Origin of the sequence: Segniliparus sp. (assembly GCF_051660745.1) — a bacterium.
Taxonomy (GTDB): Bacteria; Actinomycetota; Actinomycetes; order Mycobacteriales; family Mycobacteriaceae; genus Segniliparus.
Genome location: NZ_JBOFQF010000023.1, coordinates 49,320 through 71,111 on the forward strand (window position 1 = coordinate 49,320; position 21,792 = coordinate 71,111).

21 protein-coding genes are annotated in these 21,792 nt (G+C 67.0%); 17 read left to right on the forward strand and 4 right to left on the reverse strand.

Annotated elements, in window-relative coordinates:
- The first annotated feature begins 93 nt into the window (after positions 1 to 93).
- The 13 genes from ACRC20_RS06295 to ACRC20_RS06355 all read left to right on the forward strand — a co-directional run bounded on the left by ACRC20_RS06295 (position 94) and on the right by ACRC20_RS06355 (position 13,531).
- Positions 94 to 963, forward strand: a complete 870-nt coding sequence (locus ACRC20_RS06295) for a DUF5919 domain-containing protein (protein WP_438685498.1) — start codon at positions 94 to 96, stop codon at positions 961 to 963.
- A complete protein-coding gene (locus ACRC20_RS06300; RefSeq protein WP_438685499.1) occupies positions 960 to 1,778 on the forward strand; it encodes an inositol monophosphatase family protein in 819 nt (272 codons plus the stop codon). Before ACRC20_RS06295 ends, ACRC20_RS06300 begins: the two co-directional genes overlap by 4 nt.
- A gap of 603 nt (positions 1,779 to 2,381) precedes the next feature.
- Positions 2,382 to 2,720 carry a hypothetical protein gene (locus ACRC20_RS06305; RefSeq protein ID WP_438685500.1) on the forward strand — a complete coding sequence of 113 codons (339 nt, stop codon included), beginning with the start codon at positions 2,382 to 2,384 and terminating at the stop codon, positions 2,718 to 2,720.
- Positions 2,717 to 3,691 (forward strand): hypothetical protein, encoded by a 975-nt coding sequence (locus tag ACRC20_RS06310; RefSeq protein WP_438685501.1) that lies wholly within the window; start codon positions 2,717 to 2,719, stop codon positions 3,689 to 3,691. Before ACRC20_RS06305 ends, ACRC20_RS06310 begins: the two co-directional genes overlap by 4 nt.
- Entirely contained in the window at positions 3,688 to 5,790 is a 2,103-nt protein-coding gene (locus ACRC20_RS06315) for a hypothetical protein (protein WP_438685502.1), read from the forward strand. Before ACRC20_RS06310 ends, ACRC20_RS06315 begins: the two co-directional genes overlap by 4 nt.
- 62 nt (positions 5,791 to 5,852) lie before the next feature.
- A complete protein-coding gene (locus ACRC20_RS06320) occupies positions 5,853 to 6,200 on the forward strand; it encodes a hypothetical protein (protein ID WP_438685503.1) in 348 nt (115 codons plus the stop codon).
- A gap of 8 nt (positions 6,201 to 6,208) precedes the next feature.
- Positions 6,209 to 6,913, forward strand: a complete 705-nt coding sequence (locus ACRC20_RS06325; protein WP_438685504.1) for a hypothetical protein — start codon at positions 6,209 to 6,211, stop codon at positions 6,911 to 6,913.
- Positions 6,910 to 8,202, forward strand: a complete 1,293-nt coding sequence (locus ACRC20_RS06330) for a hypothetical protein (protein WP_438685505.1) — start codon at positions 6,910 to 6,912, stop codon at positions 8,200 to 8,202. Before ACRC20_RS06325 ends, ACRC20_RS06330 begins: the two co-directional genes overlap by 4 nt.
- 31 nt (positions 8,203 to 8,233) lie before the next feature.
- Positions 8,234 to 8,554 (forward strand): hypothetical protein, encoded by a 321-nt coding sequence (locus tag ACRC20_RS06335; RefSeq protein WP_438685506.1) that lies wholly within the window; start codon positions 8,234 to 8,236, stop codon positions 8,552 to 8,554.
- A 10-nt stretch (positions 8,555 to 8,564) separates the two neighbouring features.
- Entirely contained in the window at positions 8,565 to 10,919 is a 2,355-nt protein-coding gene (locus ACRC20_RS06340) for a TPR repeat region-containing protein (RefSeq protein WP_438685507.1), read from the forward strand.
- Positions 10,919 to 11,899: a hypothetical protein gene (locus ACRC20_RS06345; protein ID WP_438685508.1), complete on the forward strand. Its 981-nt coding sequence runs from the start codon at positions 10,919 to 10,921 to the stop codon at positions 11,897 to 11,899. The genes ACRC20_RS06340 and ACRC20_RS06345 overlap by 1 nt, the downstream gene beginning before the upstream one ends.
- A 277-nt stretch (positions 11,900 to 12,176) precedes the next feature.
- The gene (locus ACRC20_RS06350; RefSeq protein ID WP_438685509.1) at positions 12,177 to 12,863 is read left to right on the forward strand and encodes an alpha/beta hydrolase; all 687 of its coding nucleotides are present in this window, start codon (positions 12,177 to 12,179) and stop codon (positions 12,861 to 12,863) included.
- Between the two features lie 134 nt (positions 12,864 to 12,997).
- On the forward strand, positions 12,998 to 13,531 hold the full coding sequence (locus ACRC20_RS06355) for a hypothetical protein (RefSeq protein ID WP_438685510.1): 534 nt from the start codon (positions 12,998 to 13,000) through the stop codon (positions 13,529 to 13,531).
- Positions 13,532 to 13,967: 436 nt separating this feature from the next.
- On the opposite strand, the gene ACRC20_RS06360 is transcribed toward ACRC20_RS06355, so the two are convergent.
- From ACRC20_RS06360 to rfbB, 3 genes are all read right to left on the reverse strand, one after another.
- The gene (locus ACRC20_RS06360) at positions 13,968 to 14,879 is read right to left on the reverse strand and encodes a hypothetical protein (protein WP_438685511.1); all 912 of its coding nucleotides are present in this window, start codon (positions 14,877 to 14,879) and stop codon (positions 13,968 to 13,970) included.
- Positions 14,880 to 14,951: 72 nt separating this feature from the next.
- The gene (locus tag ACRC20_RS06365; RefSeq protein WP_438685512.1) at positions 14,952 to 16,343 is read right to left on the reverse strand and encodes a hypothetical protein; all 1,392 of its coding nucleotides are present in this window, start codon (positions 16,341 to 16,343) and stop codon (positions 14,952 to 14,954) included.
- Positions 16,336 to 17,343, reverse strand: coding sequence for a dTDP-glucose 4,6-dehydratase (gene rfbB, locus ACRC20_RS06370; protein ID WP_438685513.1), 1,008 nt, complete (start codon positions 17,341 to 17,343; stop codon positions 16,336 to 16,338). The genes ACRC20_RS06365 and rfbB overlap by 8 nt, the downstream gene beginning before the upstream one ends.
- A 74-nt stretch (positions 17,344 to 17,417) precedes the next feature.
- On the opposite strand from rfbB, the gene ACRC20_RS06375 reads away from it, so the two are divergent.
- The 3 genes from ACRC20_RS06375 to ACRC20_RS06385 are packed head-to-tail and all read left to right on the forward strand — an operon-like array spanning position 17,418 to position 19,963.
- On the forward strand, positions 17,418 to 18,440 hold the full coding sequence (locus ACRC20_RS06375) for an alpha/beta fold hydrolase (RefSeq protein WP_438685514.1): 1,023 nt from the start codon (positions 17,418 to 17,420) through the stop codon (positions 18,438 to 18,440).
- A gap of 31 nt (positions 18,441 to 18,471) precedes the next feature.
- Positions 18,472 to 19,353: a glucose-1-phosphate thymidylyltransferase RfbA gene (gene rfbA, locus ACRC20_RS06380; RefSeq protein ID WP_438685515.1), complete on the forward strand. Its 882-nt coding sequence runs from the start codon at positions 18,472 to 18,474 to the stop codon at positions 19,351 to 19,353.
- A gap of 10 nt (positions 19,354 to 19,363) precedes the next feature.
- Entirely contained in the window at positions 19,364 to 19,963 is a 600-nt protein-coding gene (locus ACRC20_RS06385) for a dTDP-4-dehydrorhamnose 3,5-epimerase family protein (protein ID WP_438685516.1), read from the forward strand.
- 25 nt (positions 19,964 to 19,988) lie between these two features.
- Here the strand turns inward: ACRC20_RS06385 and ACRC20_RS06390 are convergent, their stop codons facing one another.
- Positions 19,989 to 20,969 (reverse strand): DUF4349 domain-containing protein, encoded by a 981-nt coding sequence (locus ACRC20_RS06390; protein ID WP_438685517.1) that lies wholly within the window; start codon positions 20,967 to 20,969, stop codon positions 19,989 to 19,991.
- Between the two features lie 85 nt (positions 20,970 to 21,054).
- Between ACRC20_RS06390 and ACRC20_RS06395 the strand changes: the two genes are divergently transcribed.
- Positions 21,055 to 21,621 carry a DUF1990 family protein gene (locus ACRC20_RS06395; RefSeq protein ID WP_438685518.1) on the forward strand — a complete coding sequence of 189 codons (567 nt, stop codon included), beginning with the start codon at positions 21,055 to 21,057 and terminating at the stop codon, positions 21,619 to 21,621.
- Positions 21,622 to 21,792: the final 171 nt, after the last annotated feature.

Genomic DNA, 21,792 nt, shown 5'->3' on the forward strand with positions numbered 1-21,792 from the left:
CTCCGACTTCTTCGGATCATCTTTTCATCGTCCCTTCTCGTCTTGCCTCTTCTGTGCTACGCTGCTGGACAGAATCAGTGGAAAGGGAACGGGTTGAACGCGCTGAAAGCCCTCGCGCAAAAGCGTCATATCCAAACGCATGCGTCGTTCTCCCGCGAGTACAAGAAACAAGCGCGACAGCTCGATCCGAGCCTGGCCGCGAACGCCCCGAGCAGCGCGCAGCTCAACCGCTGGTTCAACGGCGACATCAAAGGACTCCCGTACGCCGACAACTGCCGCGTCCTGGAGAGCATGTTCCTCGGTTGGACCGCCGAGCAGTTGTTCCAGGAGTACACCGGCGACATCCCCGCCTCGGCGGACGCTCCGAAGAACCTGGGGGCCGTCGCGCTCGCGGAGGAAGCCGCCCTGAACAGGGCGGGGACCGCAGACCTCGTCGAAGTCTTCGTGACCCGCTCCGACTTCATGCACGACTACCCGCCGCAGCACCTGTTCAACGGCGCTCAAGAGATCCGGGCCGTCGGCCTCTCGCTCAACATCATCTGCCAGCAGTACCCGGACGGCAGGCTGCGACAGTCGCTGTCGAACGGGGCGACGGTCAAGTGCCTCTTCCTCGACCCCGACGGCAAGCACATCAAAGAACGAGAGCAAGAGGAGGACCACGAGGAAGGCGTGCTCTCGCACCTGACGTCCTTGAACATCCAGACGTTGCGGCGGGTCCGCAAGAAGCTTCCCGCCGATGCCCCCGGCCAGCTGCTCATCCGGGTCTACGACGAGCCCGTCCGGTTCAACGTCACCGTGATCGACAACTCGGTGTGCATCGTCCAGCCCTACCTGCCCCACGCCCGAGGACTAGAATCGCCTACGTTCATCGTGAGGAACGAGCCCGACCGAAAAGGGCTGTACGACACGTTCACGCAGGTTTTCGACTCGCTGTGGGAGCGCGGCAAGGAGATAGAAGCATGACCGACCCCATGGACCTGCTCGTGACGGCTCATACCGCTGTCGACATCGGCGTGAGACTTCTTACCCAGGCGAGGAAAGAATTCTCCCACGGCGTTTCCGTGCAGAGCAAAGGCGACAGGGATTTCGTCACGAATGTGGATCTCGACATCCAGCGGGCGATCAGCGAATACCTCGAAGAGACCACGCCGGAAATCGGCTTCCTCGGCGAGGAGTCGGTCACAAAATCGGCCGACCCACTCTCCGAAGATCTGGTGTGGACCCTCGACCCCATCGACGGCACGTCGAATTTCGCCCACGCGCTCCCGCTGTGTTCCGTCTCTTTGGCCTTGCTCGAACGAGGCGAGCCCATCGTCGGAGTCATCGCCGCGCCGTTCCTCAACCTCCGCTACAACGCGGTCAAAAACGAAGGCGCTTACTCAGACGGGCACCGGATACGGGCGAGCCAGACGGCGAGTCTGCGCAATTCGATAGTCTCCATCGGAGACTACGCCGTGGGCGAGGAAGCCACCCAGAAAAACAAACAGAGGATCGCCCTCACCGCAGCCCTTGCCGAGAACGTGGAGCGTGTCAGGATGTTCGGCGCCGCCACGCTCGACCTCGCTTGGGTCGCCGAAGGCCGCACCGACGCATGCGTCATCCTCTCCAACAAGCCCTGGGACACCGCCGCTGGAGTCATCATCGCCCGAGAAGCCGGAGCCCTCGTCACCGACACGAGCGGCGCATCGCACAGCTACAGCTCGACAACCACTGTCGCTGCAGCTCCCGGTATCTCGCCAGCACTTCTCGACCTCGTTCGCCAGGCTATCGCAGAATAACCACACCAATCGGCCATGCGCTCGCTCGATCTGGCGTGAAGCGAGACATTCCACCGCTGTACCGCCAAGCGCGGCTATGGCATATCTCATAATTAACCAGCTTGAAGTGCTCCGTTGGCAACCGTCGCCGCGTGTGCCTCGCCGCCGTCCGCTAGCGCTCCCTGCGGCTCGGCCCCCTTGCGCCCATTGCCAACGGTCCTGACCTCCTGGCTGATTTGAGCTGGTGAGACCGATCAAGCGGCAAAGTGGTGAGGACTTTCTTTACTCCGATCAAGCGGCAAAGTGGTGAGGACTTTCTTTACTCCGATCAAGCGGCAAAGTGGTGAGGACTTTCTTTACTCCGATCAAGCTTTGCCTGTTCTAAAATGTGTGTCTCTTCGTATGCTCCGCAGTCAGAATTTTGGCGAATTCCCGGAAATTCTGCGGCAGAAGATTTCGAGATTGTCATGTTGCTCGATCACTCGACAGCGACTAGAGTGCTGAGCAAGATCGCTGATGCGCGGAGGAGCGGAAACCCTCGCGCTCAGCCCGACCTTGGAGGCCTTGTGGTCTTACGTCGTTGCGGACTGCCCACGCGGCCCGTCGTCCTTACAGGGATGCCGCGTGTCTGATCAAGGTGGTTTCTCGCTGGACTCGGAGGAGTCGGAGTCGGTGTGCCGGGCTGTGTTGAAGTCGCTTGGGGAGCGCCACCAGCTCTTGGCGGACAAGATCGCGGACTCGTCGGATTTCGAGGGCGCGGCCGACGAAGCCGGTCGCCGCGCGCAGGAGCTGGCGAGATCGGCGAAGGCCCGACTGGAGGAACTGCGATTGGCTGGCGCGGCCCGGACGGTCGGCACGGTTCAGAACGTGTTCTCCGGGGTGGCATTGGTGCGGGAGACCGATTTCGAGGCCGAATATGGATTGAAGTCGGCTGGCTCGCGGATCGGCGGGGTTGGCGCGTGAAAACCGAGACGGCGGAAGTTCCGGACGCGGGGCGGCGCGATCCGCGAGAGATGGCGGTGTGGGACGGAGCGAAGGAGAACGCCGCGCTGCGCGAGGATATCGCGACGGTTTTCCGGCTCGGGTTCGTCTCGTTCAAGCACCCGAAGGTGTCGGGGTCGGTGCAGTTGTCTGGGACTCCGCCCTTGGTGCGGTTGGGCTCTTCCGGATCGAGGGTGTTCCGCAGCCAGGAGCCGCTGCTCGCGGTCTCGGGGTTCCCGCGCGAGTTCGGGGAGTGCATGGAGTGGGCGGCGGCGAAGGCGGTGGAGCGCTACGACCTGTATGAGCGTCTGGCGGACGATCCCCGTATGAAGCCTGCGGACGCGGCGGAGACGAGCGGTTTCGACCTCGAAGCGCCTGCCGGGTGCCGCACGCTGCCGGGGCGCGTTGACTTCCTCGAGAAGGCGAAGCAGGCTGTGGAGGGCGATACAGGAGCACTGGCGTTCCTCAAACGCCATAGCGACCGGGTCGCGCATGTGGAGCTGATGGCCGAGACCGGGGCGGGCGCGATGTCGGTGGTGCTCGACGGCCGGGACCTGCCCGTGTCGATGACCTCCGCGCGTTACTCGGAAGCGGCGAAGCTGGCTTGCTGGGGACTGCGGGCGGCGGGGATCGAGGCGCAGAAGTGGGCCAACCAGCTCGCCCGTCAGCTCGTGGACGCGACCGCCGGGGTCGGGGAGGCTCTGGCCGACGACGAGCGGGTCGAGGTCGACTTCACGCGGGGCTTGCCGGACTGGCCGGACGAGATGGCCGAGGACTTCGAACAGCTCAAAGAATTCCTCATGGACCTGCAATGCACGAGGCACGACTTCGTGACCGAGCAGAAGCGCCGCGAGGAGGAGCGCGAGCGCCAACAGGCGGAGACCGATGCCGATCTGGAGCGCCGCAAAGCCGCCGCGATAGACGAGCTCCGGATGCAAGGGAGGCTCGGGTGAGTGAGATCGGGTCGCGCCCCTACCCGGAGCCGTGGGGCGAGGTGCAGAAACTGGTCGCGGAGCCCGTGTGGCTCGGCGTCAACGAGTGTGAGCTCGCGGACTTCGCCCAAACGCTGCGCACCGTGGCGGATCTGGAGCGCGCGAGCGGCGACGAGATCCATTCCCACGCGGGCCGGTTGGAGGACAACCACGCCGGGGGCGGGTTGGACGCGGGGCCGGAGGCGCTGCGCTGCGACTCCACAGCCCTGCACGTCCACGCGGAGCGCTGCGAGAAGACCGCCGCGATCCTGGACGAGGCCGCGCAGGAGATCCGCGAGGCGAAGGTCGATCTCAGCATCCTCGGCGCCTACGCCCAGTCCGAGCAAGAGTCCTGGGACGTGCTGCTCAAACAGACCGCGAACGCTCGATGGGTGCAGAAGCTCGCCGCCAAGAGCCTCGAGAAGGCCCAAGCCGCCGCGAAAGCCAGAGCGGACAAGGCCGAGACGTTCTTCACGGCGAAGATCCGCGAGCACGACAAACTCCACGAGGAAGAAATCGTCGTCGGGCACGTCGATCTGGACGAGGTCGACGGGCCGTCCGCTAGAAACGCCGCCGCCGAACCCCAGCCAGCGAGCCCAGTTCGGCCTGCCGAGACGGAATGGCGAGGGGCCGCCGATGCGAGCGCGTTCGAGCACCATGAGAACGCGTGGCCCGCGCAACCCGAGTCGCAGGCCCCCGCGCCCAGCGGCACGCCCGACTCAGGCCACCGCGCCGATCAGCCCGAACGCCCGGAGCATTCCTGGCCCCCGCCTCCTGAGGACCACCCGAGCGGCGATCCGGCGGCCACGACGTCCGCACAGTCCGGGTCCGCCGTCTTAGAGCACGACACGAGTCCGGCCTCGACCGAGGCGCAGGCCGCAGACCTCGCGGTCCCCGACGACGTGACGAACATCGACCTACAGGAGTCGAGCGACGCGGCGACGATGGGCGCGGCGGGCTCGATGACCGGGCAGGCTTTGAACCTCGCGAACGTCGAGGAGCAGTACCGGGCCGGGGGCGCTCACGGCTACCACGGCGACGACGGGTTCTTCGGGGACCGCCGCGCGGAGGAGCTGCCCCAGGACCATAAGAGCGTGTTGGCTCGGTGGGCGAAGTGGCTCGGCGCGCAGCCCGACGTGTTCCCCGCGCGCGGTCTCGCGCCGACAGGCGAGCCGAAGTACCTGCTCTCGCGGCATTTGGACTCGGAAGGCTTGGATAGGACGTTCGTCTACTCGAACCTCGGGCCGGGGGTGCTGGGGAAGCGGCTGCCGGTGCGGGCGTGGCCGGGGTGGGAGCACGCTGCCGACCCTGTTGTGCACGTCGCGCTGCTCGGCGGCGACGACCTCGTGCATGGGGCGCGGCGGCATTTCGAGCAGCAACGCGATCTCTTCGCGGCGCACGGGCTCACGTACTCGCTCGTCGGCATGGCTGTCACCTACCCGGCGACCGAGTACGCCCGCCGCGCCATCCAGGACACCAACGGCCATTTGACCGGCGCGGAGGCGGTCGAAGCCCCGTTCCTCGTGGCGGCGGCGGGGCCGCTGGTGGAGCCCGAGGGCGGCTCGGCGCACCCGTTGCAGTACTTCACCCCCGACCTCTACAACAGGATCACGGAACTTTTGGCGGGGCCGTGGGCGGTGGAGGCCCGCGCCCGTGCGCTGGACTGGGTCGCGGACATCGTCGAGGGTTCGGGGGCGCAGAGCTGGGAGGGCTTCACCGCAGTGCGCCAGGAGATCAAAGACCGCCGCACGGTCTCGCAGCGGGCGTACCTCGCTGCGTGCGAGGACGGGGCGCAGCTCGGCGCGCAGACCTGGCGCAACCTCGCCCAAGTCCAAGCCCTCCCCGAGGCGCAGCGCTCCCCGATCCACTTCCAAGGCTTCCTCGCCTACCACCGCGCGCTGATCGCCCTCGCCGGCTTGGAGCGATGGGGCCAGGCGCAGCTCGCCCAGGACCCCGGTTTCGTCCACGACCTCGCCTATCTCGCGATCCGGGCGAAAGAGGCGGACGGGGACCGCGACCTGCCCGTCCGCATGATCGCGCAGTTGCCCGACCCGGCGCAGAGCTATTGGAAGGCCAGATGAACGCCACCATGCCCGAGCGCCCATACTTGACACAACGATCACGGAGAGGAACCCACTAGAGCATGGCCGACGTGGAACTCAGTCGCGAGGACGCCGCTCTCATCCTCAACGACTTCGACACAGCAATCGAAGAGCTGAGGGAGATTGTTGAATTTGCTCAAAAACTTGAGACACCACCGGATGCGTTCGGCTCGGGCGCGGAGGGCAAGAAGTCTCAGGAGCGGGCGCGGCTGAACGGCGAGAACATCGCCCAATACGCCAAGGACACGCTCGCCGCCACGTTAGAGCGGAAGAAAGCGGCGGAGGCAAGAATTCATGCCATCTTCGGCGCGGATTTCGACAGCAAAACCGAGTTGGCGAAGATCAATCCCAATGCGGGCAACCAGGGCCACCTCACAGGATTCGAATGAGAACCGCCATGAAAAACAACGTCGCCGTCCCGCTCGCCCTTATGGCGCTCCTCGCCGCAGGATGCCAACGCGGAGGAGCCGCCAGCCCGACCGGGACCACCAACACGGGCAACTCGACACCAGCTTCCGCAGCGCCAGCGCCGAAGAACCTGGTCACCCCAGAGACGGCGGGTAAACCCGTCCTCAATCTCAAGCTCGGCGAGCCGGTGGCCTTCCGCAAAGGCGGCATCACCCTCACCCTGATAGCTAAAAGCTTCGAAAAGCTCGACGGCGACCCACCTGACCAGACCGATTTCCTCAAGAAAGAGAGCTGCGGCGTGTGGTGGAAGCTGTCGGAGGAGATCGTCGTTGACGCAGAACCGAACGCCACCTGGAGCAACTGGGCAGTGGACTCTTTGGGGGGATTTATCGGATTCCAAAGAGGGACCGGAGGAGAAGGATTCGCCCATATCCCGGTGACTGATCCCGGCACGGGCCCAGATCGAATCATCAATGTCACTGTGCCCGCAGAAGCCGAGCGTAGGGCGCACCCAGATACTCCTTTCCACAAGACGCTTGAGTCAAAGGAGTACTACGGTATGTGCGGGACTGACCATGACGGTGAGCTCACTGGACAGCCCAGCGGTCTGGAACCGCTCGGGGTCGATGCCAAAATCGGCAACATTCCCGAGGGCACTCTCAAGCCGACGACGATTGCGAGGTGGCTCCGATGAGTGAGAAGAATTTCATGGCCGATCCGGCCAGTGATTTCATCGAGAACCTGGGAGTCGGGGCGAGTTTGCAGCCTGACGCGATCACGAGCCAGGTGGCGCAGGTGGCCCAGCAGGTCGGCTCACGGATCGCGGACACATTGCAGACCCTCCACAAGAGCGTCGAGTCACGGCATTGGGTCGGCAAGGCCGGGGACGCGACTCGTGGGGAGGTGGAGGATTTGGCGACGGGGGCCAAGACGACGGCGGAGGTCATCGGCGAGCATGTGCAGCAGGTGCAGGCCGTCGCGGAGTCCGCTACAACGGCGAAGTCGGTGGTGGATCAGAACAGCCAGTGCGTGGCAGGGGTGTCGCCTATGGATCAGGTGAAGGCCGTGGCACGGGCGTTGCAGAACCACTACCACGAGCCTGGCGAGCCCGAATACCCCTCGCTCGACTACCCCGGCCGTATCCCGTCGACGCCGAGCGAGGACCGTGGCGACACCCCGGACGGCGCGTCTCAGATCCAAACCAAACCGTCCGCAGGCGGCGCTGCCTCGTCGGGCGGAGCGCCTGAGAGCGGATCGGCCGCCACGCCTGTCGCGGCGAAACCCCAAGCGCAGGACGGCACGACCAGCGGCGCGCAGCAACCAGAAGCGGAGGGCGAAGGCAAGCCCGCTGGCGACGGGCAAAGCGCTGGGGCCGGTTCGGGCGGCGGCGCTGGGAGCGGCGGCGGATCGGGCGATGGCAAAGGCTCGGGCGCTGGTGGCGGCGCGGGCGGGGGTTCGCCGTTCGGCGGTGCGCCAGCTTCGGGCACCCCGTCCTCGAGTTCTGGTTTCGATTCCTCGGAGTCGGGGGCCACGCACGCGATGAGCGCGGGTGACTCGCTCCTCGGCTCATCCGGCGGGGGTTCCGGTCTCGGCGGCGGTGTCGGGACGCTCGGCGGCGGGGATCACGAGCGGTCCCTGTCCGCGAAGTCCGGTGTCGGCGGCGCGATGGCCGGTAGGCCGGTGGTGAACGTGAACGGCCTCGCCGGTGCTGGCGCGGGCCAGGGCGGCGGCATGGGTGGTTTCGGGGGCATGGGCGGCGCTGGCGCTGGACGGGCGGCGGAGAAGGAGCACAAGACCGCCGACTACCTGCGGGGCGAGCAGCACGGGCAGGAATTGTTCGGCGGGGATCTGCCGGTGGCAGGCCCGGATGTGATCGGCGCGGTGAGCGCGCAAGAGGTCGCGGAGGCCGAGGCAGAACGCGCAGATGCCGAGCAGGAGCAGGCGCGGCGGTTGTTGGAGGAAGAGGGATCATGGGACGCCTAGTAGCCGAGGGCACTGCTCAGGAGGGAACAGCATGCAAGTGAACATTGAGGCGCTGCGGGCTGCGGCGAAGAGCACGGACGACCTCGCGGGGCAGGTGGTGGTCAGCGGCGCGCCGAACGTGATGGCGTACCCGGCGCAGTACCAGCAGGCCGCGCGGGACGCGATGGCCGGTTGGGACGCCTACACGTCCGCGTGCTCGTCGGTGGCGGACGGCACGGGGCAGGTGCTGGGGAACTACTCGGGCGCGGTGCGGGGTTTCGGGGACGCCCTGCGCGGGTGCGCGGACCTCACCGAGTGCACGGACGACGACGCGGGCGCGGAGATCGCCGCGACGATGGACCGGGGGGCGTGAGGGCGTGGGTGTGACGAAGGCGCTTTTGGTCGCGACCTACTCGGACCTCTCGAAGTTGGACGCGATGCGCAAGGCCGGTCAGGTGTACGTGGACAAAGGCGCAGACCTCGCCGACCGGTTGGCCGGGTTCGTCCTCCGTTCCGCCGATGTGGACGGCTGGCACGGCAAAGCCCAAAATGCCGCAGGGGCTCGCGCCGACGAGCTGGCGAAGCACGCCCGCGCCATCGGGGCGCAGTTCCAGGACGTCGGCAAGGCGCAGATCACGGGCGCGGACGCGATGGTCGAGCCGCTGCGGATCGCGAAGGAGCAGATCCACCGCGCCGAGGGCCGCGACCTGTTCCCCATGGTCGTCAACGAAGATCTCACTGTCGTGGACCCGAACCTCGACGCCTACCGCCAACAGCTGGTGAAGCTCGGGTACACCGACGTGGCCGAGCGCGTGCAGAAACGGATCGAGGCCAGGGCGGACACCGAGGCCAAGCTGCAACAGGCGGCGAAGGACTGCGAAGAGGCCATCGACACGTGTGCGAGGGCGATGACAGACGGGCTCGACATCGCGTCCGCCGAGGCTCCCGTCCTCGCCGGGCTCAACAAAGCTCAGGCCGAGCAGGACGCGCAAGACGTCCGCGACGGCAAGACGCTCACCCCCGAGCAGCAGCAGCGGATCGACGCGGCCACCCAGCTCTCCCAGGAGCAGTGGACCGCTCTCTCCGAGGGCAGGGACGCCGAGCTGTCCCCGGCGCAGATGCAGTACATCCGCGCCCTCAACCGAGCTTTGGACGGGAAGAGCACCGGTGAGATCAAAGCCCTCGCCGACAAGCTCGGCGTCGGCCCGCAACTCGGGAACGCTTTGGAGCTCGCGGGCAACGAGCACGTTGTATCCACTCTCCCCAAGCTCGGCCCGGACGGCAAGCCCGCCGCCTACGAGCGCACCAAGGGCGGGATCGAGCAGTTGCCGAGCAAGGCGCGCGAGGCGGTCACCCAGGCCGGGGCGCGGTGGGAGCAGGTCGGGGGCAACAGCCATCAGCCGCAGATGCGGTTGGACGTGGAGCACGGCAGGGACCTCAACGACCTCAACGCGCTCTTGCAGCAGAGCGACGAGCAAGTGCGGCAGAACTCGGCGCTCGACGGCGCTTTGGCGGACCGGGCCAAAGAGATCCAGCATTTGGCGGCGAACCCGCCGAAAGACCAGTTCGGGCAGTCCGTGATGGTCACCGGGCAGGAGCAGTCCGACCAGGTGGTGCAGAACCTGCTCCGCACGGTCGCCCCGGACCACGAGGTCGTCCACGACCAATTGCGGGGCGCGGACGGTCAGGCGCTGCTGTCGGACCTCACCCACTACCGGTGGAGCGACGGCGGGAGCGCGGCGGGGGCGTTCCTCGACCAAGGCGCGAACGCCGACGTCGCCGGGCACCAAGGCGTGCTCGCCGGTCAGAGCGAGCGGACAGTCGCCGACTACTTCGCCGCCCATCCCGAGCTGAACCAATGGGGCGGGCACACGTTCGGGGAGACCAACCCGGCCCTCGCCCAAAGCGCCGCGCACGGCCTCGCGCCGTATTTCGGCGACCTGACCGGCTCGCAGCTCGCCACGCACGCCAGCACGTTCGGCGGGGGCTTCGACGCCGACGATGCCTACGAGAAAGGGCTCTCCCCCCACGCGAAGCAGCTGCTCGCCACCCTGTCCACCGACGACACGGCGGCCACCACGCTCAAAGACGCCGCGAACCAGGAGGAGAAGAGCCTGCTCGACAAGATGGCCCAAGCGCACAACAACGGCGACCCCCAGGGGGCGAAGGAGTACCTGCAAACCGCCGAGCGCACCAGGGCCTTGTCCGACCGGGGCCTCTACGACGCGATGGAGGCCCGCTACGGCAACACCGACGAGGCCGCGAAGCACGAGTACGCCGTGAAGAGCACCGCGTGGGACACCCTCAAATCCGTCGTCGGCACCGGAGCGAAAGCCGTCCCCGGCATCGGGACCGCGCTCGGAGTCGGGCTGGACGTGGCGAACCCCGCGATGAAAGCATGGTTCCTCGGCGACGCCCCCGCAGCGCACATGCCCCCGGCCCCGCCACACGAGAACCCCGTCGTCTTCAAAACCATGGTCGCTCAAGCCCTCCTCACCACCAACCCCGACCTCGGACAGGGAAACAAGGTGGTCGCACCAGACGGGCACATCCTCTCCGAGGACGACTGGCAGGACAAGCACGGCGGTAGGAGCAATGCAAACCGCGCTGAATACAAGGCGGAGTTGGGCAGGCTCCTGGAAGACTTGGCCACAGGATATTCAAGCCTGACCGACGACGTCCACGGAACCTACAACGACACGGCGAATAACAACGGGCAAGAGGAGAAACATCCCTGATGACCCGCTCCCTGCTGGCAGCTGCCTTGAGCCTGGCCATGCTCGCCGCATGCACCCCCGCGCCGCCCCCGAAGCCCCCTGCCACACAGGGCGACGGGCTCCACCACCTCTCCGAGCACTTCAAAGACCTCCGCTTCGCCTGGACCGCAGAACCCGGCATCGACCTCGTCAAAGGCCCGATGGTGGCCGTGCGGGCGTACGAGGAAGGCTCAAGGCTCGCCGGAACGACCAACAAGGAGAGCGACCTCTACCCAGGATTCGCGCGCGCGGTCCTCCCGTCAGCCCCCCCGGAAGCAAGCTCCCCCCACGAACGGGTGGGACTCTGGCCCATCGACGACGACCCGGACCCCCCCGCATGGCTCGTTCAAGAGCGAACCATACGCGGGGGAGGCGTGCTGCACATGAACGTGCTCTCCCTCACGCCGCTGAACGACGGTCAATGGGCCGCTGTCTACTGCACAGGCGACTACTCCATCCTCTACCAGCAGCCAAACGGGAAATGGAGCCACACCATCAATCCGAAGCATCCGGCGCTCACCGACCCCGCCCGTGTTCCGGCAGACGCGGGATGGGGCGGCATAACACGGGTGGTCGTCCAACGATCCGCTGAAACGCCCGCCCCGACCAGCGCTCAAAACGCGCGCGACGCCTCCCCCCCGCAGCAAGGCCCGCTTCCCGCGCCCGAGGCCGACGTGTTCGGCGAATGGAAGGTCGTCGGTCAGATCAGTATCGGATCGCTCACCGGACAAGTGCCGAACACGTGGCCGGACAGTTCGAGGGACTACAAATCCGATCTCTGGTCAGACGGCTCCTGGGGCGAAGAAGACTGGAAACGCGCGCACGACGAGTGCATGCAAAAGGCCCCCGACCCTCGCGAGACACGGGTGAAATGGATGCTCGGCGAGCACGACGGCCCCTACCCGTACCCCGAGGCCTTGCCCGCGCCCGTCCCCGGCTGGCCCGCAGCGCGCGAAGGGTAAGGAGTCGGGACTGCTACTGATGCGGCAAGGTTTCCCGACAAGTCTCCGGGGTCTGCCTAGCCAGAGCGAAACATCGCAAACTATGCCTTCTCCACTGGCCGGTTTTTGATCTACTTTTCTCATCACACGCTGGCACCGAGCGTCATTAGTCGAAGGATAATCACGCGAGAATAGTTGAAAAATACCCTTGAACTGCTTTTTAACCAAGCGATGCGCTAAATTCTGCCGGATAGCCCAATGGTCATATTTACAACTTGACAGGAAGACCAGCACGTTCGTGCCCGGAACCGGGCAAGACATGGCCAAAATGGACGCTTCTGATAAACGGGCAGAAGATCTCTACCAATTGGCTCACAGGATGGACCCGAGTCTAGGGAAGGATGCGGTGTCGGTGACGACGTGGATGGGCTACGACCGGCCCATGGACATCTTCGACCCCACGAGCGACAAATGGGCGGGCAAGCCAGATTTCGCGCTCAACGGCGCGCAGGCTTTGGACGAATGGCAGGACGCGCTGCGCATCACCCATGACGACGCTGCGGCGGGCGGGCGCTCTTTCAACACGGTTATCGGACACAGCTACGGATCGGCGGAGGTCGGCGCGGCGGCAACCCACGGCCGCCACCTCGACGCGGATGCGATAGCCGGTGTTGGCTCGCCGGGCATGTTCGCGAACCAGCTGAGCGATTTCAACATCAACACGGGAGGGACAGTGTTCGTCGCGACAGCCGACAACGACATGATCAAAATGGCCAGCGTCGGAGACCCGGTCATCGAACCCCTCGGCCCGGACCCCAGGACCGTGACGGGCGCCTACCAATTCCAGACCGACCCCGGCCCGGAAGGCGACTGGTACTACGGCGGGCTCAGCGGCGACGCGCACAGCAGCTACTTCACCCAAGACAGCACCGGAATGACGAGCATGGCGCAAATCATCCTCGGCCAAACCCCGAAACACGCATGAACGCCGCCAAGAACGCGACAGCGTTACTCCGCCTCGCTATCGCCGCGACGCTGCTCGTCGCGGGCTGCGCCCCGCGCACCGGGCAGGCGACGGGCACAAGCACGACAGCCGCCCCAGGAGCCCAAGGACACATCATGATCCCCGCACCAAGCGTCACCAGCCAGCAACAAGCCCAAGAGACCCTGTACGGGTACATGCGAAAGACCCTTGAGGGGCTACCAGCGGGAGTGTCGATCTACAGCGCTCACCCCTGGCAAGGAGGAAGCAACAGCGCCTGCGACGACCGAATCGACCAAGAAAACGCGCCGATCACCTATCACGATACTTTTGACATGAAGCTCCCGGCAGGCACAGCCTCGGATGCTCTGATCGCGAAAGTTAGGGAGCTTTGGGAAAGCTGGGGCTGGCGGGTCAAAGAAAGTGAAGGCGACGGCAATTTTAGCTGGTATGGCTATTCGCCAGATGGATACCAGCTAGATATCATGGGTTATTCCGGAAGACTGGCCGGTTATCCACCGACTTTTGGTGGGCGCACGCCGTGTTTCCCTCCTCGACTCCGAGACGATCATGTTCCCAAACCCCGGATCATCACCCGTGATGGCTTCGACTACAACCAGCCGAGCGAATCTGCCGAGCCGGGCAAGCCGAGCAACCTCTTCAAATGGTGATGGACGCTTCCTCGTCTGAAGAGCGTTCGTCAAGATCCCGAACGTTCTTTCTGCGCGCGATATGGCTGGTGGTGGCCAGTGACTTCCTCACATGCTGCACATGCTTCCTTCTAGCCGGAGACCTCGATTATTGGACGCTCAGCTCAGGTGAGTACACGTCGCGGAATCTCTGGGCAGTTATCGGGATGCGGGCCGCAGGGATCGGCTCGTACGGCCTTCTGGCAGGGGCGCTCGGGTGCGCTGCGGCCTCGACTCGCCTCGGCGAGCGAACACGACCGAGCGTTATTGCCTCATTAACGGTATGCGCCGCGCTTGTGCCAGCGTATCTCTCCATGTTTCTTGTCGTGGGACCCTAACGCGATATGGAGCGCCCACACAGCTAGCGGCGACATTGAGCAACCTCTTCACGTGGTGACAGCATGATCCGTGAGCAGGGCTAACGTTCGCGCGTGATGGTATGCGGGAAGTTCGCGACGACTGTGGGGTCTTCGTGGCCTTTCTGGAAATCAGCGTCGCACGTTGCCAAAATATTGGGCCGCTCATTGCCTTCGATATATAGGTGCGTCTCGATGCCTGAGTTCGTGATGCCGCCGTCGCTGGGATCGTCGGGTTTATTGCTGGTCACATGCCGTATTGTCCAGCCGAACTGCGCCCATATTCGGGTAATTTCGTCGGAGAGCTGCTTGGCCTCGTCGGAGGACTTCACGCCAAGTTGTCCCTCGTGCAGGAGATAGAATTTCGATGCGAAGAGAGGCGGAAAGTCTTTACTGGTTTGCGTCTCGGGATGAACGACATACGGGATGTGCGCGGGCTGCCCTCCTGGAGCCTCCAAACTCCAGTACCAGCCGGGCGGAAGCTTGTCGAGCGTTTGCTGGAGAAACTCGAAGCACGCCCGGCCCGCCGCAGCCTCGTCGGGCAATGTCGATTTGAACCGGTAGGGCGGTGTGTACGAGGTGGTTGGAGCGCTGGACCGGTTGCTGTTCAGCACTGCCTTCTCGCCAGCGCTTCCGAATGCGTAGCCGAGCACCAACGAGAGGATGAGGATCGCCCACCCCCAGCCGACCCAACGCAAAGCCGGTCTCTGCTTGTAGACAGCCCACGAGAAACCTGCTGTCGCGACGAGGAAAGCTGCCAGCCATCCGCCTGCGATAGTGGCATCGGCGATCATCACCAACGACATGTCACAAGGCCCGGAGGACGGGCATCCGTCGGCGATCATGGCCGACAAGCCGATGATGAACAACTCGTACGCGCCCACAGGGAAGAGCAGCAAGATCAGAAGGACCCCGACGACCCATGACAAGCCGCGATGGACCGGCTCTTTCCCCGGCTTGTCGATCTGTCCCATGATCTAGTCCTCCACGTCATCGCCCGCGATGGCCCCCAATGCGGTCAGCAGAATCCAAGGATAACCCGCGAGTCAGTCGCGCGGGTTCCTGCTGGCGCCTGCGCCGAAGCGGTTCGGGCTGTTGCGCCGCCACCAGGGCAGTCGGCTGCGGGCGTGCAGGTCCGCGCACAGCTGTGCGATCTCGGTCGCGCCGTCCTGCACGGCGTAGAGCCGGGACGCGATCTGGCCGACTGCCGATTCCAGCGCCTCGGCTTCGGCGGAGTCGAAGCCGCCCGAGGCGACCACTGCTTTGTCGAGCGTGTCGACCGCTGCGGCGAGCGCCCGCCATGCCGCCTCGGCCTGCTGCGCGGCGTTCGGGTCCGGTTCGCGGCCTTGCGCGGTGGCGCGCGGCGGCGGCGCGATCCGCATCTCCACCACTTCTTTCACCTTCGCGGCCTCGGGCAGGGCGCCGCGTCTGCCGCCCGCGTCCCACTCGACGACTTCCCAGTTCCGCCCGGCTTGGCGGACGGACCGGGCGAGGAGGATCTCCGCGCGCAGGCAGTCGCCCGCGAGCAGGAACACCGCCTGCGAGCTCTGGTCGTAGCGCTCGGCCTCGTCGCGCTGCTTGCGGCGGGCCAGCGGGCCGACCTCCTCCAACGCCAGCTCGGCGGAGATCAACGCCTTGAGCAGGCGCTCGGCGGCGGCGGTGAGGACGTCCCCGAGCGCGGCGAAGCCTGCGGGGGAGAGCTGCCCGCAGAGCCCGGCCTCCTCGGCGCCCGCGTCCGGCCCGGGGGCTGGTTCGGGCGCGGCCTCGGCGAAGAAGTCCGCGCGGAACATGCGCGTGTTGATCTGGCCCGCCTTCGCGTACGCGGCCCGGGCGGCGCGGACGCCCGCGCTCAGCGCGGCGAGCCGCCGGACCACGTCCTCCGCGCGTTTGAGCCACAGCCGGTGCTCCGCAGCGTACGCGGCGCCCTCGTCGCCCGCGAGCCGCTCTGCCCGGTCGATCAGCTCGTCCCTGGCCGTCAATGCGGCTTCGAGCTCCTCTTGTTGCGCTTGGAAGTGCTCGGCGGCGTGCTGCATGAATGTAAAGAGCTCCGCCTTGTGCTCCGGCCCCCCAGACGGCGATCTGCGGTGTTGCTCCTCGCCTCGCGTACCCTGCTCGTTCCTCGCTTCTTGTACGCCACGGCTCGGTGCGCCTTGCATCTCATCCGCCTGGAACGCCGGGGCCTCGGGTCGGGGCAGCAGGGCGAGGACCGCGCGCTCTTCGTCCAACAAGGCTCTGGCCCGCCCGTCGGCCAGTTCCCATTCCGCGCCGAACAAGATGGCGGCCTCCCCGTCCCACAGCTCCCACAGCGGGTCTGTGGCCAGCCGGGTCCGGACGAATTGCTCCCTGGTCCGGGCGTTCTGCTGGTTCAGGTCCGCCACGGCCTGCGCCCAGTCCTGATCTGAAGCGCCCTGATCGCGAGCGGCCCGGTCCTCAGCCACGGGCGCCGTGCTCCCGCCGCGCGTACTGGGCCTCGACCCCGGACTTCTCCGCGCCCCACCAGTCCTGGTGCGCCCGGTACCAGTCGACGGTCTCCCCGAGGGCCGCGCGGAAGTCGGTCTTGCGGGGGCTCCAGCCCAGCTCGGCGGTCAGCCTGCTCGCGTCGAGCGCGTACCTGCGGTCGTGGCCCGGACGGTCGAGGACGAGCTCGATGCGGTCCGGGTCCGCGCCCGTGAGCTCGCACAGCAACTGGGCCACGGCGAGGTTGCCCTGCTCGTTGCCCGCGCCGATGTGGTAGGTCCGCCCCGGCTCGCCTTTGTCCAAGATCGCCCACACCGCGTCGTTGTGGTCGTCCACGTGGATCCAGTCCCGCACGTGCTTGCCGTCCCCGTACACTTTCACGGACCCCCCGACGAGCAGGTTCGTGATCTGGCGCGGGATGAATTTCTCCACATGCTGCCACGGGCCGAAGTTGTTCGTGCAGTGCGAGACGGTGGCCTCGACCCCGAACGAGCGCACCCAGGCGCGCAGCAGCAGGTCCCCGCCCGCCTTGGAGGCGGAGTAGGGGCTGGACGGGTTGAACGCGTCCCCTTCGAGGAAGCGGCGGTCCTCGCCGAGCGCGAGGTCCCCGTACACCTCGTCCGTGGACACCTGGTGCAGGCGGACCCCGTGGCGGCGGACGGCTTCGAGCAGGACGAAGCTGCCGACGATATTGGAGCGCACGAACGCCCCCGGGTTCACGAGCGCGTTGTCGTTGTGCGTCTCGGCGGCGAAATGCACGACGGCTTCCGATTGGCGCACCAGCTCGTCCACCACGGCCTCGTCGGCCACGTCGCCCTTGACGAACACGACCTGGTCGGCGATGTCGGCGAGCGTGCCGAGGCTGCCCGCGTAGGTGAGCGCGTCGAGCACGGTGACCTCGGCTTCCGGGCGGGTCGCGAGGGTGCGGCGCACGAAGTTGGCCCCGATGAACCCGGCTCCGCCGGTCACGAGAAGTTTCATGGCTCCAGTATCCCAGAGCGCGCCGCCCCGGCGGAGAACGTGCGCGAAACACGTTCGGCAGCGATGATAGTCCGATGACTGTCAGACAAGACTCGGCGGCGGCCACGGCCAGACAGAGCCCGTCGCTGGAGTTCTGCACCATCCACGGCTACCGGCGCGCGTACCGCATCGCGGGCTCCGGCCCGGTGCTGCTGCTCATCCACGGCATCGGCGACAACTCGTCCACCTGGGACGAAGTGCAGACCCTGCTGGCCGAGCGGTTCACCGTGATCGCGCCGGACCTGCTCGGCCACGGCAAATCCGACAAGCCGCGCGCGGACTACTCCATCGCCGCGTACGCCAACGGGATGCGCGACCTGCTCTCGGTCCTGGGGATCGACCGGGCCACCGTCGTCGGGCATTCCCTCGGCGGCGGGGTGGCGATGCAGTTCGCGTACCAGTTCCCGCAGCTCGTGGAGCGTTTGGTGCTCGTGTCTGCGGGCGGGGTCACCAAGGATGTGAACGTCGTGCTGCGGGCCGCCTCGCTCCCGTTCGTCGCCGAGTCCCTGCCGCTGTTGCAGCTGCCGGGGGCCATGCCGTCGCTGCGGTTCGCGGGCGACGTGCTCGACAAGGTGCTGCGCGCGGCGGGGTTCCAGCTCGACATCCCCGACGTGCTGCGCATCCTCGCGGACCTGCCGGAGCCGACCGCCTCCTCCGCGTTCGCGCGGACGCTGCGCGCCGTGGTCGACTGGCGCGGGCAGGTGGTCAGCATGCTCGACCGATGTTATTTGGCCGAGGGGATCCCGGTGCAGCTGGTGTGGGGGACGCAGGACCAAGTCATCCCGATCAGCCACGCCCGGCTCGCGCATTCGGCGATGCCGGGCTCGCGGTTGGAGGTGTTCAAAGGCTCCGGCCATTTCCCGTTCCACGACTACCCGAGGCGGTTCGTGCGGGTCGTGGAGAAGTTCGTCCAGGAGACCGAGCCTGCCGAGCACGACTCGGAGCGGTTGCGGGTCTTGCTGCGGCGGGGGGCGCGGGAGGAGGACATGGAGGGCTCGGCCGACATGCGGACTGCGGTGCTCGACACGATCCGGCAGGACGAGCGCAGCGCGAGCTGACCGCGGCCTGGATCCTGATACTCTTCCCTCTATGCGAGGCGTCATCCTCGCCGGTGGCGCAGGCTCCCGGCTGCACCCGATCACCTTGGGCGTGAGCAAGCAGCTCCTCCCGGTGTACGACAAGCCGCTCATCTACTATCCCCTGACCACGCTCATCAGCGCGGGGATCACCGACATCCTGATCATCACCACGCCGCAGGACGCCCCCGCGTTCGCGCGCCTCCTCGGCTCCGGCGAGCAATTCGGCGTGCGCCTGAGCTATGCCGAGCAGGCCGAGCCGAAAGGCATCGCCCAGGCCTTCGTCATCGCGAAGGAGCACATCGGCGGCGGCGACGTGGCGCTTGTCCTCGGGGACAACATCCTCGCCGGGGCGGGCCTCGAGCCGGAGCTCGAAGGCCCGGCGGCGGGCCCGCTGCACGGGGGAGTGGTGTTCGCGTACGAGGTGTCCGACCCGGGCCGGTACGGCGTCGTGGAGTGGGGCGAGGACGGCAAAGCGGTCGGCCTCGTGGAGAAGCCGGTCGAGCCCAAGTCCAAGCACGCCGTCACGGGGCTCTACTTCTACGACAACGACGTGGTCTCCATCGCGCAGGAGCTGCGGCCCTCCGCTCGGGGGGAATACGAGATCACCGACGTCAACCTCGCGTATCTCAAAGCGGGACGGCTCTCGGTCCGGGTCTTGCCGAAGGGGTCGGCGTGGCTCGACGCGGGCACCTTCGACTCGCTCCTGGAGGCCGGGAACTACGTGCGCGTGATCGAGCAGCGCCAAGGGGTGCGCATCGGCTGCCCGGAGGAGGTCGCCTGGCGGCGCGGGCTGATCGGCGACGAGCAGCTCGAGCGCGCGGCGCGGGCGCATGCGAACTCGGGCTACGGCGCGTATCTGGCGGCGCTTTTGGACCGGGGCGACCGACGGTGAAGGAGAGAAGATGACGCAATGGCGGGAGTTGCCTATCGCAGGCGCTTGGGAGATCGTGCCCGAGCTGCACCCCGACGACCGGGGGGTGAACGCGGAGCTCTTCAAGGCGAGCCTCACACGCGAGGTGGCGGGCCGGGATTTCTCGACGTCCCAGGTCAACTGCTCGATCTCGAAGGCGGGCGTGCTGCGCGGGGTGCATGTGGCGCTCGGCGAGGACGGCACGCTGGCCTCGGGGCAGGAGAAGTACGTGACTGTCGCTTCGGGCAGTGTCTTCGACGTGGTGGTGGACCTGCGCTCCGACTCGCCCACCTTCGGCTCGTGGGAGGCCGTGCTGCTCAGCGGCGAGCGCCGCAACGCGGTGTTCCTCTCGGCGGGCCTCGGCCACGCCATCCTCGCGTTGACGGAGGACACAGTCCTGCTCTACCTCTGCTCCAGCGAGTACGACCCCCGGCTGGAGCGGGCGATCGACGCGCTCGACCCGGCGCTCGGAATCGAATGGCCGAGCAAGGACGCGCACGGCCATCCGATCGAGTTCATGCGCTCCGAGCGCGACCGCGCGGCGTTGCGCCTCGCCGAGGCGACGGCCTCGGGGACGCTGCCCGAGCGCTGAGCGGCAGGGGGCCGAGAGCGGCGGCCTAGGCGCGCCGCCCACGCAGGAGCCGCCACCCGAGACGCAGGACGACGAGCCCCACGACGACGGGGACGAGCCACACCGCGAGCCACGAGATGGCGGTCACCAGCCATTGCGCCGCGCCGACCAGGTCGGACCAGCCGGAACGCAGCCCGGCGCTCACCCAGTTGCGCCCCGAGTCCGCAGGCTTCTTCCCGAGCAGGGTGACGGTGATCGAGACGGTCTGCACCCGTTTGTCCAGCCCTTGCTGCTGGCGCTGCAACTCCAAGAGGCGCGAGTGCTGCGCGGTCAGCTGGTTCTGGACTTTCACGAGGACGTCGGGGTCGTTCGTCTGCGCCCGCAGCTGCTCCAGCCGCGTGATGGTGCCCTGGACGTCCGCCAGCTCCGCGTCGAGGTCGACGGCCTGCTGGCTGACGTTCGTGGACTGCGAGTTGGCGGACGTCACCTCGCCGAGCGCTCTGAGCTGCGACACGGCGTGGTCGAACGTGTCGACCGGGATCTGCAGCCCCAACACGACGTAGCCGAGGTAGTCCTTCGCCTTCTCGACGGTCTTCGTCGGATCGACTTCCCGGACGTTGTCCCCCTCGTTCTGCTGCTGCACGCTCCCGCCCGCCTCGGCGTTGATCCGCAGCGCGGCCTCTTTGGCCTTTTTGAGGTCGCCGGTCTCCGCCCGGAGGGTCTGCGTGGTGGCCATGGAGGGCGAGGAGGGCGCGCCCGGGGCCCAGTCCGAGGGGCTCATCGGCGCGCTGCGGACGTTCGGGCCCGCGTACCCAGCGCCGGAGTCGGAGTCCGAGTACGCCTCGGGGGCCGGGCGTTTGCCCGCCACGCCCGGCTTCCCGTGCGAGGCGCCGTCGGAGGAGGCTCCGGGCTCGCAGCCGGTCAGCGCGGCGACGAGCGCGAACCCCGTGAGCAGGAGCCCGGCGAGCGCCGTGGTTCTCGTGGGTCGACGGCCTGGCTGGGTGTGATGTGTGTGACGCCGGAACATGCGAGCACTGTAGCGCCGTCCGCTGACGCCGAGCTGTGAGGGCCGCGAGGCGGAGCCCCGCTCTGCGCGGGAGTAGGGTCGGGGCATGTCGTTCACGGGCAGGGCGTTCCGGGGCAAGCGCACCCCGTTGCCGCAGGACGAGGCGAGACTGTTGCGAACGGCCCCGTTCTCGTACCCGGCGGCGGGGGTGACGAGGGGGGAGGCGGACAAGCCGAGGTTCTTCCTCCCGCTCGCGGGCGCCAAGACGATCGGGACGGGCGAGGCGCGCTTCTACCGGGCGGCGACGGCGGTCCTCACCTGGCAGGCGCAGCTGCGCGCGGGGCTCGGCGTCCGCACGTCCTCGTCGTTCATCTCGGAGAACGACGTGGTCGACCAGCGACTCGGCCCGCTGTCCCTGCCGTGCCGCGTGGTGTACGTCGTGGACGAGCCGCGCCGCAAGGGCTTCGCGTACGGCACCCTGCCGGGACATCTGGAGCGAGGGGAGGAGCGGTTCGTCGTCTCCTGGGACCAGCGGACGGACGAGGTCCGCGTCGAGGTCAGCTCCGTATCGCTGCCCGTCTGGCCGTTGCTGCCCGTGCTGCCCGCCGTGCGGGCGGTCCAGCGTTTCTATGTGCGGCGTTTTCTCGCGGTGATCGAGGAGGCCTCGCGCTAACGGCCCGGGCCTGCCGGGCCGCCAAGATTTCTGCGAGGCTGCTGGGAATTCTCAGGTTTGGTTGGGTCTGCTGGTGGCGGGGGGTTATGATCCGTTTGTCTCGCGAGGGGGCCTCCCGCGCAGGGATTGATCACACGACATCGAATGGAGTCGCTCTATGGGTATTTCCCC

Bases quoted from the DNA above. Each gene is read 5' to 3' on its own strand.
- ACRC20_RS06300 (WP_438685499.1), top strand. From the start codon at position 960: ATGACCGACCCCATGGACCTGCTCGTGACGGCTCATACCGCTGTCGAC.
- ACRC20_RS06320 (WP_438685503.1), top strand. From the start codon at position 5,853: ATGGCCGACGTGGAACTCAGTCGCGAGGACGCCGCTCTCATCCTCAAC.
- ACRC20_RS06325 (WP_438685504.1), top strand. From the start codon at position 6,209: ATGAAAAACAACGTCGCCGTCCCGCTCGCCCTTATGGCGCTCCTCGCC.
- ACRC20_RS06330 (WP_438685505.1), top strand. From the start codon at position 6,910: ATGAGTGAGAAGAATTTCATGGCCGATCCGGCCAGTGATTTCATCGAG.
- ACRC20_RS06335 (WP_438685506.1), top strand. From the start codon at position 8,234: ATGCAAGTGAACATTGAGGCGCTGCGGGCTGCGGCGAAGAGCACGGAC.
- ACRC20_RS06345 (WP_438685508.1), top strand. From the start codon at position 10,919: ATGACCCGCTCCCTGCTGGCAGCTGCCTTGAGCCTGGCCATGCTCGCC.
- ACRC20_RS06355 (WP_438685510.1), top strand. From the start codon at position 12,998: ATGATCCCCGCACCAAGCGTCACCAGCCAGCAACAAGCCCAAGAGACC.
- ACRC20_RS06360 (WP_438685511.1), bottom strand. From the start codon at position 14,879: ATGGGACAGATCGACAAGCCGGGGAAAGAGCCGGTCCATCGCGGCTTG.
- rfbB (WP_438685513.1), bottom strand. From the start codon at position 17,343: ATGAAACTTCTCGTGACCGGCGGAGCCGGGTTCATCGGGGCCAACTTC.
- ACRC20_RS06375 (WP_438685514.1), top strand. From the start codon at position 17,418: ATGACTGTCAGACAAGACTCGGCGGCGGCCACGGCCAGACAGAGCCCG.
- rfbA (WP_438685515.1), top strand. From the start codon at position 18,472: ATGCGAGGCGTCATCCTCGCCGGTGGCGCAGGCTCCCGGCTGCACCCG.
- ACRC20_RS06385 (WP_438685516.1), top strand. From the start codon at position 19,364: ATGACGCAATGGCGGGAGTTGCCTATCGCAGGCGCTTGGGAGATCGTG.
- ACRC20_RS06390 (WP_438685517.1), bottom strand. From the start codon at position 20,969: ATGTTCCGGCGTCACACACATCACACCCAGCCAGGCCGTCGACCCACG.
- ACRC20_RS06395 (WP_438685518.1), top strand. From the start codon at position 21,055: ATGTCGTTCACGGGCAGGGCGTTCCGGGGCAAGCGCACCCCGTTGCCG.